Here is a 15311-nt window from a genome sequence, read left to right as displayed (position 1 = left end):
ATCGATCGGGCGGATGGACGGCCCGGGCGTTGTCACTGGGTCGACGCCGCCGGAGCGACGTCTGCCGTTGAATCCGCTCCGCGTTGCTTGCGCTCACGCGCATCCTGATAGGCATCCAGGTACGTGATGAGCGGGCGGTAATTGCGGAAGGCAACCTGCACCTCGTAGGTCCGGGGTCGGGTCACCGGATCGGCACCGGGGCCGGTGATGACCTGCTTGCCGCTCACCCGCACCCGGTCGCTGTCGGCCTCGTACTGGACGAGTTCGGGGGCGAAGCGCACGCTCACCCGGTCGCGTTGCAGTGCCTCGACCTGGTCGTCCAGAATCCCAGCGATGGCGCGACGCAGACTCGGACTCAGCAGCGGTTCGAGGGTCCGGCGCAGGAAGGTCGCATTGGTCGGGGTGACGTTGCCGAGCAGCTCGGTGACGAAGAGGCCCCAGGCCTCCTTGACCTCCTGACTCGCCGAGGCACGCGCGACATTGACCTGGCTCTCGAGGATCGGCGGTACCAGCACCACGGTGCGCTCGGCTTGCAGCAGCGCAATCAGGGTGAGCAAGTTGGTGGCCAGAAGCGCACTCAGGAGACCGCGGTGGAAGCGGTTCTCGGTGACCAGGCGCTGCCAGGTCTGGCGAAAGCGCACCAGGTTCATCCTCGCGGCCTCATGGCAGGTAGCGCCGCATGAAGGGGTTGGGCGTACTGCGATGCCCCATCGGCATCAGGCCGATCCAGTAGAGCGCGTGCAGCGCATAGCCGTCGGCGCGGCTCTCGCGGAAGCGGCCATAAAGGCGCACGGTCACCCATCCGAGCAGGATGAAGATCAGCGGCTGATTGACCAGGATGCCGATCACCAGCACCAGGAAGAAGGGCGTAACGTCGTCGATACGCCAGAACAGCAGGTTCGGCGGATCGTCGATGTGACGGGGCAGCTCCAGGGTCGCCATCGGGGTCGCTCGCTCCGGGTGAGACAGTCGCTTCGGTGTGCAAAACGATGCCGACTTTCCCGCGCCGCGTCAGCAAACAACGGTTATTCGCGGAAGAACCGTTTCTGGGCAGTGGGCAGAAACGTCGTCCGATCAGAGCAGCACGCCAGCACACTGGAAGCGACGAGCCTCCCTGAGTGAAAGGTCTAGACTGTCCTCCACCGACACCATCGGGCATGCCAACCGATTCAACCAGGAGCGACCCGCCATGACACCCGAGCAACTCAACGCGGAATTTGGAATTGCCGAGCACCTTGTCTTCTGCGACGGACCCGGCGGACTGGTGCAGGCACGCCTGGCGTGTCCCTGGGGAGCGGCGGTGGTCTCGACCTACGCCGGTCAGGTTTTGAGCTATGTGCCGGCCGGCGAGGCGCAAGATCTGCTGTTCGTCTCCGAGCAAGCCGCCTACCAGGATGGCAAGGCCATCAAAGGCGGTATGCCGGTGTGCTGGCCCTGGTTCGGCCCCGATCCGCAGGGGCTGGGCCGTCCTCAGCATGGATTCGTCCGCAACCGTCAGTGGCAGGTCACCGGGAGCGATCGATCGGCCGGCGGCGCGGTCCGGCTGGTCTTGGCTGTGACCGACACCGACGAGACCCGTCAACTCTGGCCGTCTGCGTTCGCGTTGCGGATCGAGGTCACCCTGGGTCAGGCCCTCCAGGTCGAGCTGATCACGGAAAACCACAGCGACGCCGCCGTGGAGATCGGCCAGGCCCTGCACACCTATTTCAAGGTGGGCGATGTCAACAGGGCCAGGGTCGTCGGTCTTGAGGGTGTCACCTACATTGACAAGTTGGACGGGGGTGTCGAGAAGGTCCAAAACGGAACAGTGACGGTGTCAGGGCCACTGGATCGCATCTATCTCGAGCCGGGTCAGGAACTGGTGTTAGAGGACCCCGTCTTTGAGCGGGCGATCAGGATCAGATCCAATGGCAGTCGTAGCGCGGTGGTGTGGAACCCCTGGGTCGAGCAGGCCGCCGCCATGGGGGATTTCGGTGACCTTGAGTATCTGCAGATGCTCTGCGTGGAGACCACCAATGCCGGTCCGGATCGGGTCTCCATTGCGCCCGGTGGGGCTTATCGGCTTGGGGTCGATATCCGAGCGGAGCGCACCTGACGTGAGGCAGTTCAGATTGACGCTCGAGTGCGCTGCTGATGGGAACGGTCCACTTGCACTCGATCGGGCAGCACAGATCGCCTGACTTTCTGGATCGTCCCATCAGCGGACGGCGACACTTCGTACTTCGGAGTCCGGCCTTGATCATCGTTTCGTCCAAAACCCAGGAAGCGACTCAACTAAAGTCATTTTAGTCTAGCAAAATCAGAGCCTTGCTTGCCTAGTCGAACCTGCGCCGAGACAGGTGGACCAAGGGATGATCAAGGCCCGGAGTCCGCAGCCACTGGGAAAGCCGCCGCTCGATCTTTTCACCCGCTTAGTCTATTGTTTCCGAGGTTAAGTAGATATCAGTCAGCATTTGCGAAAAGGAAGGATTTACAACGATGGGCGATGTAATTCAGTTTCCATTTAGTGAAGATGACTTTCTGAGGAAGTTTAAAGCACCGGATCTTCCACCAGAGCTTGTAGACTGCCTTAAGAATGCGTATAGGAACATCGTGCAAAAACTGGAAGACTCTCCAAGCGTGACGTTCAAGCCGAATCCAGATTATATGAAGGAGGTCGAGCAATTTCGACAGGAGTATCGAGCATTCTTGCTGTCGATGCTACAGGGAGCGCTCGCCAAAGATGTCGAAATCTGCATGCTAAAGCTCGAGCTATCCAAGCTCAGGAATTGAAGCTGCGTACTCGCAGCCAAGATTCGACGTTGTCCAGAAAGTGCTTAGTAGGGGCGGCCATTGAGTCAGCAAGTATCCCGTCGCGGAGAGCTTTGACAGTGAGGGAGTTGCACAAGCGTTTGCTCAAGCAAACCGCTGAGATGGCCGAGCAAGGGGCATTCGGTGACTCCATAAAGATGGCTCGCGAAGAGTATCGCGAGTTGCCGCCTGGTATTGCGGTTCTTCTAAAGACAGTTATTGATGCGTATAGCGATGGCCGAGCACTCGGCGAAGAAATTCTGCGGATGCGTGACCTGTTTACGCAGCTCATCGTTGTTGCATACCGGGACGCTGCTCGCATTGATCAACAAGTCGCTCTCGCGCTTGCGCATAGCTTCATAGAAGATTACCCGGGTGTGAAGTTATCTTGTATCGCCCCCCAGTTTTGCGCTCTGCTACAGGCTGCCCTTGCATTCCGCGAAGTTGGGTCCTCAACAAGCAGTACCCTCGTGTGGCAACAGATGTCACGCATGGTGCATACCTATAACGAGTTCCTTTGCGGTCTGATGGGATTCATGATTCCATGTCTTCGGATCGCTCGCGGGCAGCCGGCCGATACCAGAGTTTTCTCGATGCCTTACAGCGCGCGCATTGAACAGATGAACTCGCTCACCGGCGGCGAAGACGGTGCCTTCTATCTCATTTCTCGCTTGGCAAAACCCCGTATCAGGAACGCTATTGCTCATGGTAGCGCTTGGGTGGATTCCCACACAGCGAAGGTATACTACACCGACGGCGGGCGAGAAAAGCAGGAATACGAGCTTGATCTCCAGGAGTTCGCATTGCTAGCCATGACCGGCTCGCACTTGGTTCAGCCATACCTCGCTGCTATAGGTACTATCGCCGTAATGGAAGACGGTTCGGACCTCGCCAAGGCACTGCTGCCAAAGCATCTACAAGGTCTTTTCTTGTTTCGTGGGAAGACGTAGCGTGCCCACGGCCCACGGCCCACGGAGCAGCGCTCCCACGGGTTCTGGGGACGTTTTTGTGGAACTTGACGCGACATCGTGAAGCGTCAAGTAGAAGTCTGGTTGTGTGTGCCCGTTACACGATGGTCTACGGACACCAAAGGCCGCCCCCTTTCTGATGGCTCCCCGCGTGAAGCGATAGGCCGAGGGGCTTTCCGGAGGGGCTGCATGGGGACTAGACCGGCAGGGTCGTCCCATCAGCGGAAACTCGCCGCCTACCGCGTAGCGACGGTTGTCGACCACACACCGGACATCACGGGTGCAGCATTCCGCGTGCTTGCGTATCGTGCTTGCGTATATTGTTGTGGCTGGTTTTTTGGAGATTGTCCGGAAACGAGATATAGCCATCTTATTTGATAACCGGACATCCTCGCGCGGCCAGCGCCTTGGCGGCGCGGGGTTAAAATTAACCCCTGTCTGGATGTCATATTAACTGGCTATAACACGCTCCCGACGGTGTTTATGGGGTTAGCATCCGTGAATGATTCTTGCTGTTGCCTCTCGGTGGCCTATGTTGCGCTATCGCTCGTGGTTATCCGGAAACTAGAGAATCACTGGTTAGGCAAAAATAACAATAGAAGACATTGGTTTTTCATAGCTGAATTGAGGCTTGGGAATGTCACTCGATTCGAAATTCATGGAATTAACAAGCAACTTGATTTATCAAAAAAAAGGGGAATACTCTAGACAACAATCTCGCGAGAGAAAACAAATATTAAATGATTCTGCTAGCAGAGGATGGTCGATCCCACCTGGACACGTGCATGGTGCTTTTAATGATATGCAGGTTAAGTCAGTTCGCAACATGAAAGACATCGCTTGGAGTTCTCTTGAGGAAACATTGGATGCCTTTAAATCGCCTTACTATTCGGAATTAGCAAATGATTTTTTTGCATTTTGCGAAAGCTTCTTTCCCGCAAGTCTTTGTGAGCCGTATGATCAACTGAAATCTATGGGCTGGACACGCCCTCACGAGGAAATGGTTAATAAAAAATTAAGGAGTGAACTTGAAAATGCTCGATATGCTGCCCTACATGATCTAAGAACAAAAATTGACCTTTATGCAACGAAGCTACAGTCTACGCTATCGACAGCCCCAATTGCTAATGGGGTTGCACAGCTTCCACGGAAGATCACAGTTCTATTTATTGCGTCCAATCCAACCGACCAACCTCAACTACGGTTAGATGAGGAAATAAGATCTATTACCAAGAGAATCAGAGAGTCTGAATATCGAGATGCAGTTGTATTGAAGTCAGTATGGGCCGCTAGACCAACTGATTTGCTACAAGCGATCAATAAACATAAACCAACTATAGTTCACTTTAGTGGTCACGGTTCAAGTAATGACGAACTTGTCTTGCAGGATGATACTGGCGAAACCAAGTTGATTAGTCTACGCTCTATTGCGGAAATGTTTAAAGTCGTTTCAAGCGGCATCAAGCTTGTTGTATTCAATACTTGTTTTTCAGCAAATCAGGCAAATGAAATAGTGGCACACATATCATCTGCTATCGGAATGAATACATCCGTCGGAGATGATGCGGCACAAGTGTTTTCAGCGCAGTTGTACTCAGCAATTAGCTTTGGAAAAAGCATTAGGGAGTCATTTGATCAGGCAAAGGTTGCCCTGATGCTTGAAAATATTCCAGAAGACCAGACTCCACAATTATTTATGCATATTGGTATTGAGGATAGCGAATTGGTTTTGGTGAGGCCACAAGAAGTCTAACATTCCAATTAACACGGACCCATAAACTGCTGCGCAATTTACGGTCCGGTTATTGGCGCGTTAGGCGCCCAGGAGGACAGATGGCAGGACAGTGGGAAAGGTACAAAATAGTTGCCGCTTATTTATTAGAAAAGATCAAGAAGGAGCTGAATCTGAAAGCCATTGAAGGGAAGCAGAAGTTGGTAGGAGAAGAGACTGGGACCGAATGGGAAATTGATGCAAAGGGCGTGTCAGAAGAAGGCGACGGAATCGTTCTAATAGAATGCAGACGTTACACTAAATCTAGGCAAAGCCAAGAAAAGATTGCGGCTTTCGCTTACCGTATCCATGACACCAAAGCTGACGGCGGGATCATTGTAAGCCCCCTGGGCCTGCAGTCAGGCGCAAAGAAAGTGGCTGATGCGAATAACATCATCAGCGTTGAAATCGACGCAAATTCTACTCCAGCGAACTTCACGGTGCGATTCTTGAAACAATTGTTTATCGGGATGAGTGCGAGCCTAGGGATTTCCGCTAGATCGATTATAACTGTCAGCAAGAAATGTCCTAATTGCGGTGAGTATTTCGTTCAAACGGGCACCTGATTATTAACATGCCTCAGCCATTTTCAGGAGACGGTGTGGCATCGGTGGAGTTCGCACGGCAGCCCATCCAAGGCGCGGGAGCGATGGAGGCCAGATCAAATCGGCGATTGAAGCGATAGCAAAACTCGGCCAGGAAGCGCGGCAGATGCTTGCTGCTCACCTGATGATAGGAACCATGCAGGCTGTTTTTGACGTTACCGAAGACGGTGTTGAGCCACTGAAATTCGGGCAAGGCCATGCTGCGATAGCCGCCACCGGTGACGACGGGCTGGTGCTCGAACCCGGCGCTGGCGACGCCACGAAAACACGCCAGCCCATCGGTGAGCACGATGGCATTGGGATCGAAGTGGCGCTTGGCGAAGCGCTCGACTTCGCGCGTGCGGAAGCCGGCCACCTTGCCCAGGCACAGTCCGATCGGGTGGCCTTCTGCGTTGCAGGACAAGGCGGCGATGAACGCAACCTTGTTCGGTGAGCCGCGCCCAGGCTTGGCCCCGTGACGCTCCCCGCCCCAGTAGGCATCGTCGACCTCGATAACGCCCTTGAGTCGGGTTTGATCGTCACGCTCTTTCATGACCTGCAACAGCTTGTGCTTGACCCGCCAAGCGGTGAGATAGGAAACGCCCAGATGACGCTTGAGCTCCAGTGCAGAGATGCCGTTTTTCTGCTGCGTCAACAAGAACATCGCCAGGAACCAGGTCGTGAGCGGCCAGCTTGGTGGCCTCGAAGATCGTCCCAGCTGTTACGGAGGTTTGGTGATGGCAATGGCGGCACTGCAACAGGGCGCGCGTGCGCAGTCGCACCGGTACGCCGCCGTGACCACAGCTCGGGCAGACGAACCCCTGCGGCCAGCGCCATTGCTCCAGGGCTTCAACGCACAGAGCTTCACGGCCGTAGTGCGTCATAAATTCCTGCAAGCTCAAGCCCTTCTGAAATTGGATCGGGTTTTGTGCCATCAGCGTTTCTCCAGGAACTCGCGATGGTCTCAGTATGCGCCGATTCAGCACTCGCAGGCTGAGATTCGTAAATAATCAGGAACGGGCAACGAGAACCTATGCGCAACGTGCAGACCTTAACAAATTGCTCAGCCCCGATCCAATTCTGACAACTAATGACCATGCAGAATTCAAACGGCGGCCAGCGGGGTATTGGGCACGCCAGCCAGTCGTCAGGCAAGGCGATGACTCCGGAGGAACTCAGTGCAAAAACTAGCGTTAGCATTGCTCTTCTGCGCACCTCTCGGTGTAAATGCAGATATCTTCAAATGCACTACAAATGGAAGCGTAACTTATTCTAATGTTCCATGCGAAGGTGAAGATGTTGAAACCTATTACAAAGACACTGAATATGATATTCAGCGCAGAATAGCAGAAAAAGAAGAGCAAGAAAGAGTTCGTTTATTGGCAGCGCAACAGGCTGAGAGAGAGCGGCAGGTTCGTCAAATTATCGGCTTAGTTGAGGCTGGGCGCATCGAAGATGCGCGCACTTATGCTGATAGATCTGGGCTGGATTTTGATAAGGTTGTTGTGTTTTATAAGGATATCTTGCAAAAACAGGAGCTTGAAAGGCAAAGACGCTTAGCTGCTCAACGTCAAGCCCTACTTGAAGAACAAGAAGAGGTTGCAAGACGTAGACGGAACGCTCTCATATTCGACGACGAGCCAGAAATATCAAGCTCTCGCTCATTATCTACACTATCATCTCCGCAGTGGCTACATGATCCATTTTTAGGAACAACAATGCCTCGCAGTGGTGGCGGGTACGTTGATCCTAGAAATGGTACTTTTTATCATGATGTTGGCCCTGGCGTAGTAAATACAAGAACAGGCCAATTCACTCCTACCCACTAGGATAGGTATACCCAACAAGCGCGGTCATGCGTCGCCTGATTCTTGACGTTAGCGACTGATTCGGAGTTTCGGACTCATTCAAAGATTACCTCTTCGCCCGGGTTAGCGCCTGACCGAGCGAAGCCACCGGCTTGGGCCTACAGGTGCACATTGAAGCGCATGTTGACATCTTGCTTGGGTTGGAAGTTTTCGCCACCGCAATGGGCTTTATCCCCGGACTGGAGGTGCTAATGAACCAGCTAAGCGCAATTTTCACTTCTGTGATCGCAAGTGTTTGGGGCGGAGTCGCCTTCCTGCGGAGTCTGGTGAAAACAGCTCTGACCCAAGCAAGAGATGTGCAAGAGCGGGCAAGTGCTACCTGCCAAGAGCGAAGGCGGGAGGTTCGATTCCTCCCCTCCGCACCATTTGCGACATTGTGGACAACAAGATTGCCAAGGCTAGTCTCGTTTCAACTGGTGCTCTGGCATTTATGACTGATAACAGCGCAATCTCTTTGCTTGACGACACATGCAAAGAAAGCGGCTTCGTTTCGAGATTCTGAATGTCCGCATCCCCGCGCTCTCCCGACACTGAAACCCCAAGCTAATCTGACCGCAATCCGCGTGCAAGAGTCACCGCCGTCATTCGCGAGAGATAAAGCCAGCACGGATGACGCCCAGAACGGGGGAGCGGAATCGCATGCACGACAATCCGGCGGACTCACAGCTGTTTGGGCAGATGCGTGATACCGGTGCCGATCAGGCGCACGGCGATCAGGGTCAGAAGGGGAATGACGAAGGGGTGCAGGGGCAGCGGGAGCAATAGGACCAGCAACAGGAGTCCAACCACCAACGTTAGACCCGTCTGGCTCGCCTGGCGGGCGACCGGGCTCGGGTAGTCGAAGCCCAATTGACGGATCCGCCAGCGCCAGTGCCCCTCAAGCACGCCAGCGACGAGCAGCAGCCCGAGCGCCGGCGCCCAGGCCGTGAGCAGGGCGGCACGCAGACAGGCCAGCTCGACCAGCAGGCGGACGGCCTTCGAGCGCTCGACGAGCCAGTCCGGATCGACCCCATCGATCAGGACGGAGACTTGAGGGTCGGCGCGCATCGACTGGCCCGCGATCGACGCGTCCTTCTGATCCGGTTGCATCGCGACCCAGCGTCGCGCCAAGTCCAAGACCGCCACGGCGCTCCGCTCACCGAGCGCCTGTCGAGACCAGGCCCGCTCCAGCGTCCCGACCTGCTCCAGCCACCCCGTCGGCACCCACCACGCGATCCCGATCAGGCCGACCAGCAGCAGGAGCAGCACGGCGATGCCACCCGTACCGACAAGGCTCCGCGCATCGCCAGGCTCAGGATCCGGCATGGTCAGCGGGCCTGCTCATCCGCTTGGGCGCCCTCGGGCGCCCTCCCCTGACGCCGTCTTGCCTGGGCCGCGTCGACTCCGACTGGCTCGCGCAGAATCGGTAGCCGCCCTTTGACGATCCGCCCACCGGCAAGACGGGCGATGTAGTGCAGATTGGGCAGCATCCCCAAGAGCGCCGGCTGGAACAGGTCGCTCACCTCTTCCTTGAGCTGCTCACCGACATTGCCCGAATGTTGAAGCGGATTGCGCTGGGTGGAGGTGCCCTGGGTGCGGGTCAGGGTCTTGAGCCGGGCCTTGGGCAGACTGGCGGTGACGTACTCCTGGGTCTCGCTGTCGAGCACGCGCAGGGCGATCAGGGTGTTGAGGTTGCCGAGCACCTGACGCGCCTTGGCCGCGCTGCCGGTGCGCGCGGCGAAGTCGGCGAAGGTCTGGGTGGCGATGGTCAGGCGCAGTCCGGCGCCGCGACCCTTATTCAGGAGTTGGATCAGGGGGTCGTTGACGATCTCGGCGGCCTCGTCGACGAAGACGTTCACCGGGCGATGCTGAACGCTGTAGTTGTAGCGGTCGCCGGCAACGGCGGCCAGATCGGCGATCAGGATCGAACCAATGGCCGCACCGACCATGCCGTCGGAGAGCGCATCCAGCCCGATGTAGGCGACCTGGGCACGCTCGACGATGCGGGCCATGGCGGTGATCGGACGCGGGTCGTCAGGGTCATCGCTATCAGGCGAGAGCAGCGGCCCGAGCGCACCGGCGGTGAGCATGTTGAGCACCGGCAGCAGGCTCGCGACCATCTTGGAGAAGTGCACCTTATCGTGCTCGAAGAGCGAGACCAGCCCGTCGATCACGGTGGAGGGGTGCTGGGTGCGGATCTCCTGATAGAAGCGCACCAGGCCGCGCGCTTTGGCCATGGTGTCCTGTGCCTTGCCGATGTAGCGCGCCGCCCTGCCCTCCCAGCCGGGTGTCTGCGCATCGAAAAAGCGCGTGAGGACCCGGACCACCAGGGCCTCGACTCCGCCTTCGAGGTAGCGGCGCAGATTGACCAGATTGGGCCGTTCCCCGGCGGCCAGCAGCCCGCCGATGACGTGCGAGAGGGCCATCTGCGAGAAGCTCTTGAAGGGGTCGTTGCCGCTTACGCTCGGCATGATGGCGGCGATGCGGCTGGCGATCTCGGTCGCGCGGTTGAAGCTGTAGAGGGGATCGATGCGGTGACTGCGGTCCGGGAAGGCGGGATGGAAGCTCACGAAGCGCTGGGGCTCGCCGCAGCGCACGCAGGCGCGCCGGGCGGAGGCTTGGAGTTCCTGATCGCCCTTGGGATCGAGGATGACCACCGCCTCGCCGCGCTGCACCGCCTGGGCGACCAGCAGTTCGAGCAGGCGGGTCTTGCCCGCCCCGGTGGTGCCGACGATCAGCAGATGGCCGGCGCTGTGCGCGACCGGCAGCCAGACCGGCGCCTCGCGCGGGGCAAGTCCGTGCAGCCAGTGCGCGCCGAGCTCGGGATGGGCTGGCACGATGCGCTCGGGTCCGACGCGGATCAGATCGAGGGCGAGCTGGGCATGCTCGGCGTTCCAGTCGAAGCCCCAGCCGAGCCAGAGGTCGGCGGGGCGGCGTTGGCCGTATGCGCGAAGCCGCTCAGGATCCAGAAAGTTCAGCGGCTGCCCGCCGAGGCGTGCCCGACGCTGGCTGTGACGCAGCGCGGCGGGCAGCCAGCGCAGGCCCATCAGGATCGCAAGCACGGCCAGCAGTTGAAAGGGGCGCTGATGCAGTGCCCAGTGGCCGTGCAGACAGGCCGCAAGCAGCCCCACGCCCAGCCAGCTTGACAGTGCCGCCAGCTCGAAGTTGGGCCGCCAGGGCGGGTTATAGGCCAAGGGTCAGGATGCCCTTCTCGACCGGACGTGCATTCGGCAACCGCTCCAGGGCACGGCGCAGGGCGGTCTCCGAAATGCCCGAGCGGTGGGCGCCGTCGAGGATGGGGCCGCGCAGTGGGATCGAGAGTACACCGGGACGCTCGGTGATGGGGCCGAGGGTCGGATCGCGTGCGAGGAGACGTTGGCGAATGGTCTGCGCGTACTTGCTCGCGGTGGTCGCGGGGGAGCCTTTCGCACGGGTCCGGTTCGGTGGATCATCACCGACGGCTGCCTCGATTGCCGCCGACTGGGGCTGGATCGTCTCCGGCAGACGCGATGGGACCGAGTCGGCTCCCAACCCCAAAGCGACCAACCGGCGCGAGACGGCGCGCCTCAGCCATACGCCGGAGACGCCTTCATGCTCGCGGACCTTGAGCATGGGGCGCAGTGGATCACGCTCGATCCAGTCACGGGCGACGAAGGTCTCAAGGATCTCTGCGGGTGCTGCGTCCCGCACGGCAAGCCCCTGCGGATAGGGCAGAAAGACCTTGCCCTGAATCAGGCTCGGGCAGGCATCGGCTGTCAGTCGATCCTCCACCAGTGCCTCTACCAGGGCGATCAGAACGTCTCCTGCCGGCCCCTGTTGGCGCAGCCAATCGCGGGCCTGGTCCCGCTCAGAGGGCTCGGCCGGTGTGGCGTTGCCGATCCTGTCAGCGACTCCCTGGACATCTTCATGACCGGGCTCGATTGCAGGGCTCGAGTTCGAACCCGCCGTCGCCTTCTGCACGACGCCCGTGTCTTCCACAAGGACGGGCGCCGAGCCTGACTCAGGGATCGTGGTCACCAAGGGCGTGGCCGGCGGCACCACGCCTGAGAACAGCAGCTCTGGGCTCGCCAGACGCAGGAAGCTCAGCTCAACGGGCTGCTCCCGGGCGAGCACTGCCGGAGCCAGACGCCAGGTGCGCGCCACAGGCACGCCCTCCCCCAGCGGTCGTCCCCGCGCCAGATGACGCTCGATGAGGATGTCCGCCAGCGTATCCGGATCGCGTGGGATCCCTGGGATGCGTTCACTGGCAAGCCGCTGGACGATGGCCTCGGCGCAGGCGGGCCAGACCAGGTGGACCCGATTGGGCGGAAAGATCCACACCCGCGCCCCGGGCGTGTTGACCGTCCAGGTCCCGTCGCGCAGCAGCGAGCGCATGGTGTCGATCAGATAGCGCTCGATCGGCACCCCGAGCGATAGGGCATCCGGGTCGAGGCGGTTCTCGCGCAGGTCCTGGGCGACGCTGACTCGATCAGCCTCGCGCATCAACTCACCGAGCAGCGCCTGGTCGTCCATCCCGGCCAGCACCCGGCCCAGGGTGAGCCAGACCAGGGGATCGGGGTCCATCAGCCAGTGGCGCACCGGCCAGGTCAGGAGCTGCGGGAGCACCGCAGCGGTGAAGCCCTCATGGCCGTGATGAACGCGCTGGCTGTGCCACCGCAGGAAGTAGCAATCGATGCCGTGCGTGCCCGCCCACTCAACCAGGGTCTCGTCGAGCGGTTGCCATCGGTACGACCCGTTCCGGTCGACCACCGAGAGATCGGCGACCGGCTTGCCCACATCGTGCAGCAGTCCGGCGATGCAGGCCGCCAGATGCCAGCGTGGCTCAAGGATCCGCCGCTCCTCGGGCAGACGATCGAGGGCGAAGAGCCGTCCGCGACTGGCGCGGGCGGCCTGGAAGGCGACCTCGAGCCCGTGCCGGAAGAGGCCCCCTGCACCGCGATGGTGATGGGTTTCGGACGCGGGCAGCAAATGGACGAAGGCGGCGTAGCGCTCGATCAGGGGGAGGACCAGGGTGCGGTAGTCCTCATCGCTGAAGGCCAGGGCATCCTGAAGGCTGGCGATGAGTGCTCGCTGGGTCGCGAGGATCTGGGCCGTGCTGGCGACGGGCAAGCCTTTGAGGAAGGGCGGATAGCGAGGGATCTCCTGTGCAAACGCAGAAGGGCCGCTTGACGGCGACTCGACGTCGGCCGTGCGAAAGGCGGCCCAGGCGGCTCGGTAGCGGGTCATCAGGCTGGGCATCGTCGTGCGCGCATCCGCCGTGGAGGGTTGGCAGAAACGCCTATCCAAGCATGCTCCGGGGCAATCGGCGACGAAGAACGGTAAATGCGGTCTTTACCGTTGTCTCGAAAAAACCCTGACCCGCTCGATTAACCGTTTCAGACGGCACCAGGCCAGGCAGCAGCGTAGGCTCATCGCTTCACACTCGTGAGGCTAATGGCATGGTCAACCGCGCTCGATCGCTACTCTCCTTGGGATTCCTGCTGCTCAGCGGCTGCGCCACGCCGCCGGATCCGACGCCGGTGCGGATCACCCCGGCGCGCATCCCCTTCCCTGCCTATGTGTCTTATCGTCCGCCCGAATCCTTGGGTGGCGCCAGTTGGCGTGGCGGGCACACCGAGCATGCCCTCGATCCCGATGGACAATGGTGCGGGATGACCCTCGACGGGCGAGCGCGGTGCGGGCGGCAGCGGATCCGCGACCAATGACGCCCCCGGTGACGGCTCCCTGCCCGGCCCACTATCATGCAGCGCCCAGCCACTGTTGCGAGCCCCGTCATGACCACCCTGAACGGCGTCCTGCTGGACCTGGCCACGATCGACCAAGGTGACCTCGACCTGTCCTGCCTGGATCGGGTCTGCGGCCACTGGCAGCGCCATGCCTACACCGAGCCCGCCGATACGCGCGAGCGCCTCCGCCACGCCCAGATCGCGGTGACCAACAAGGTGGCGTTGGATCGCCAAACCCTGGCCGCCGCCAGCGAACTGCGCCTGGTCTGCATCGCCGCCACCGGCACCAACAACGTCGATCTGGAGGCCGCCCGTGAGTTGGGCATCGCCGTGGCCAATGTGGCGCGCTATGCCACCCCGGCGGTGGTGCAGCACGTCTTCGCCCTGATCCTCGCCCTCACCACGCGCCTGCCGGAGTACCAACGCGCGGTCTCCTCGGGTGCCTGGCAGCGCCATGACCGCTTCTGTCTGATGGACTATCCGATTCGCGAGCTCGCCGGGCGCACCCTGGGCATCGTCGGCTTTGGCGAGCTGGGCCAGGCGGTCGCTCGGGTGGCCGAGGCCTTCGGCCTGCGGGTGCTGATCGCTCAGCGCCCCGGTGGCCCGCCGCGTGAGGGCCGACTGCCGCTGGATGAGCTGCTGCCGCAGGTCGATGTGCTGACCCTGCACTGTCCCCTCACGGACACCACTCGCGGCCTCATCGGCACCCGCGAACTGGATCTGATGCGCCGCGACGCACTGCTCATCAACACCGCCCGCGGCGGCATCGTCGACGAACAGGCCCTGGCCGAGGCCCTGCGACGCGGCACGCTCGGGGGTGCCGGGATCGACGTGCTGAGCGCCGAGCCACCGCGCGGGGGCAACCCGCTGCTGGCACCGGACATCCCCAACCTGATCGTCACCCCGCATATCGCCTGGGCCAGCCGCGAGGCGCGCCAGCGCGTGGTCGAGGAGATCGCGGCCAACATCGAGGCGTTCCTGACGGGAAAGGACCGCAACCGCGTCGCCTGAGCGACATCGTCTGGGGACTTCACACCAGGACGGAATGCTGACCTGCTCACTGCGGGCGAGCCCCGCGCAGATGCCCGCTCAGCACCGAATCGCGGCCGACAGCACGTGAGCGCTCGCAAGGATCAAACCGCCAATGCGCTCGATCTGCACCACCGCGCCTCAACGCAATTGGCCTTTGGCCGAGTCGCCTGAACTAGGAAATAGCGCTCGACGTGATGGGCCTCGCGCCCGTAGAGCGGTCAACGAGCCGAGTCGCCGCAGCGACTCTGATGCCCCAATAGCGATCAGCCAGTATCGGTGCCAGAGTGTCCGCCTATCGCCGCGTTGCGGTCACTCATGCTCCAATCGCGCGCCGCACCACCGAACCTGATGGCTGAAAGCTACCGCAACTGGCTTTTGCGCTCTGCACAGGTTTACCGAGACCGAGACCCTGAGTCGACGACCCAACAGCAGCGGCATCGAATACAGGGCTCACCCATCGCAACGGCGTGAGGAATCTCGATCCATTTGTGTCCGCATCAGAAAGGCTGGATCACTCGGACCCGTCAGCCGTATAGCACCCAATGTCGCGAAGCAAGCCTGGTTGCCAAGACCAATATCCCACATTTTGTCAA

Annotated in this window: 13 protein-coding genes and 1 pseudogene; 8 read left to right on the top strand and 6 right to left on the bottom strand. The window is 60.2% G+C overall.

Annotated elements, in window-relative coordinates:
- Window positions 1-32 precede the first annotated feature (32 nt).
- Both THIDRDRAFT_RS15930 and traL read right to left on the bottom strand, forming a co-directional pair.
- Window positions 33-650: a TraE/TraK family type IV conjugative transfer system protein gene (locus THIDRDRAFT_RS15930; protein ID WP_007041912.1), complete on the bottom strand. Its 618-nt coding sequence runs from the start codon at window positions 648-650 to the stop codon at window positions 33-35.
- Between the two features lie 10 nt (window positions 651-660).
- Window positions 661-942 (bottom strand): type IV conjugative transfer system protein TraL, encoded by a 282-nt coding sequence (gene traL / locus THIDRDRAFT_RS15925; protein ID WP_007041911.1) that lies wholly within the window; start codon window positions 940-942, stop codon window positions 661-663.
- Window positions 943-1189: 247 nt separating this feature from the next.
- Here traL and THIDRDRAFT_RS15920 point away from each other — a divergent pair, with 247 nt between their 5' ends.
- The 5 genes from THIDRDRAFT_RS15920 (at window position 1190) to THIDRDRAFT_RS15905 (ending at window position 6095) form a co-directional block, all read left to right on the top strand.
- Window positions 1190-2095: a D-hexose-6-phosphate mutarotase gene (locus THIDRDRAFT_RS15920; RefSeq protein ID WP_007041910.1), complete on the top strand. Its 906-nt coding sequence runs from the start codon at window positions 1190-1192 to the stop codon at window positions 2093-2095.
- A gap of 383 nt (window positions 2096-2478) precedes the next feature.
- The gene (locus THIDRDRAFT_RS15915; protein WP_007041909.1) at window positions 2479-2772 is read left to right on the top strand and encodes a hypothetical protein; all 294 of its coding nucleotides are present in this window, start codon (window positions 2479-2481) and stop codon (window positions 2770-2772) included.
- 98 nt (window positions 2773-2870) lie between these two features.
- Entirely contained in the window at window positions 2871-3740 is an 870-nt protein-coding gene (locus THIDRDRAFT_RS15910) for a hypothetical protein (RefSeq protein WP_007041908.1), read from the top strand.
- A 676-nt stretch (window positions 3741-4416) separates the two neighbouring features.
- Complete coding sequence (locus THIDRDRAFT_RS24760; protein ID WP_216725642.1) at window positions 4417-5511, top strand: CHAT domain-containing protein; 1095 nt, start codon at window positions 4417-4419, stop codon at window positions 5509-5511.
- An 80-nt stretch (window positions 5512-5591) separates the two neighbouring features.
- Window positions 5592-6095 carry a restriction endonuclease gene (locus THIDRDRAFT_RS15905; protein ID WP_007041906.1) on the top strand — a complete coding sequence of 168 codons (504 nt, stop codon included), beginning with the start codon at window positions 5592-5594 and terminating at the stop codon, window positions 6093-6095.
- Between the two features lie 3 nt (window positions 6096-6098).
- Here THIDRDRAFT_RS15905 and THIDRDRAFT_RS15900 read toward each other — a convergent pair.
- Window positions 6099-7048, bottom strand: a pseudogene (locus THIDRDRAFT_RS15900) (IS1595 family transposase).
- A 243-nt stretch (window positions 7049-7291) separates the two neighbouring features.
- Here THIDRDRAFT_RS15900 and THIDRDRAFT_RS25710 point away from each other — a divergent pair.
- The gene (locus THIDRDRAFT_RS25710) at window positions 7292-7942 is read left to right on the top strand and encodes a DUF4124 domain-containing protein (RefSeq protein ID WP_007041903.1); all 651 of its coding nucleotides are present in this window, start codon (window positions 7292-7294) and stop codon (window positions 7940-7942) included.
- Window positions 7943-8641: 699 nt separating this feature from the next.
- On the opposite strand, the gene THIDRDRAFT_RS15895 is transcribed toward THIDRDRAFT_RS25710, so the two are convergent.
- The 3 genes from THIDRDRAFT_RS15895 to mobH are packed head-to-tail and all read right to left on the bottom strand — an operon-like array spanning window position 8642 to window position 13198.
- Window positions 8642-9286 carry an IncC plasmid conjugative DNA transfer DtrJ family protein gene (locus THIDRDRAFT_RS15895; RefSeq protein ID WP_007041902.1) on the bottom strand — a complete coding sequence of 215 codons (645 nt, stop codon included), beginning with the start codon at window positions 9284-9286 and terminating at the stop codon, window positions 8642-8644.
- A gap of 2 nt (window positions 9287-9288) precedes the next feature.
- Window positions 9289-11154 (bottom strand): conjugative transfer system coupling protein TraD, encoded by a 1866-nt coding sequence (gene traD, locus THIDRDRAFT_RS15890; protein ID WP_007041901.1) that lies wholly within the window; start codon window positions 11152-11154, stop codon window positions 9289-9291.
- Window positions 11144-13198 (bottom strand): MobH family relaxase, encoded by a 2055-nt coding sequence (mobH, locus tag THIDRDRAFT_RS15885; protein WP_007041900.1) that lies wholly within the window; start codon window positions 13196-13198, stop codon window positions 11144-11146. Before mobH ends, traD begins: the two co-directional genes overlap by 11 nt.
- A 200-nt stretch (window positions 13199-13398) precedes the next feature.
- On the opposite strand from mobH, the gene THIDRDRAFT_RS15880 reads away from it, so the two are divergent.
- Both THIDRDRAFT_RS15880 and THIDRDRAFT_RS15875 read left to right on the top strand, forming a co-directional pair.
- The gene (locus THIDRDRAFT_RS15880; RefSeq protein WP_007041899.1) at window positions 13399-13665 is read left to right on the top strand and encodes a hypothetical protein; all 267 of its coding nucleotides are present in this window, start codon (window positions 13399-13401) and stop codon (window positions 13663-13665) included.
- Between the two features lie 69 nt (window positions 13666-13734).
- Window positions 13735-14697: a 2-hydroxyacid dehydrogenase gene (locus tag THIDRDRAFT_RS15875; protein WP_007041898.1), complete on the top strand. Its 963-nt coding sequence runs from the start codon at window positions 13735-13737 to the stop codon at window positions 14695-14697.
- Window positions 14698-15311: the final 614 nt, after the last annotated feature.

Origin of the sequence: Thiorhodococcus drewsii AZ1 (assembly GCF_000224065.1) — a bacterium.
GTDB lineage: Bacteria > Pseudomonadota > Gammaproteobacteria > Chromatiales > Chromatiaceae > Imhoffiella > Imhoffiella drewsii.
Note: the sequence above shows the minus strand (reverse complement) of the source record. Positions and strands in the feature narration are given on the sequence as shown.

Bases quoted from the DNA above. Each gene is read 5' to 3' on its own strand.
- THIDRDRAFT_RS15930 (WP_007041912.1), bottom strand. From the start codon at position 650: ATGAACCTGGTGCGCTTTCGCCAGACCTGGCAGCGCCTGGTCACCGAG.
- traL (WP_007041911.1), bottom strand. From the start codon at position 942: ATGGCGACCCTGGAGCTGCCCCGTCACATCGACGATCCGCCGAACCTG.
- THIDRDRAFT_RS15920 (WP_007041910.1), top strand. From the start codon at position 1,190: ATGACACCCGAGCAACTCAACGCGGAATTTGGAATTGCCGAGCACCTT.
- THIDRDRAFT_RS15915 (WP_007041909.1), top strand. From the start codon at position 2,479: ATGGGCGATGTAATTCAGTTTCCATTTAGTGAAGATGACTTTCTGAGG.
- THIDRDRAFT_RS24760 (WP_216725642.1), top strand. From the start codon at position 4,417: ATGGAATTAACAAGCAACTTGATTTATCAAAAAAAAGGGGAATACTCT.
- THIDRDRAFT_RS15905 (WP_007041906.1), top strand. From the start codon at position 5,592: ATGGCAGGACAGTGGGAAAGGTACAAAATAGTTGCCGCTTATTTATTA.
- THIDRDRAFT_RS15895 (WP_007041902.1), bottom strand. From the start codon at position 9,286: ATGCCGGATCCTGAGCCTGGCGATGCGCGGAGCCTTGTCGGTACGGGT.
- mobH (WP_007041900.1), bottom strand. From the start codon at position 13,198: ATGCCCAGCCTGATGACCCGCTACCGAGCCGCCTGGGCCGCCTTTCGC.
- THIDRDRAFT_RS15880 (WP_007041899.1), top strand. From the start codon at position 13,399: ATGGTCAACCGCGCTCGATCGCTACTCTCCTTGGGATTCCTGCTGCTC.
- THIDRDRAFT_RS15875 (WP_007041898.1), top strand. From the start codon at position 13,735: ATGACCACCCTGAACGGCGTCCTGCTGGACCTGGCCACGATCGACCAA.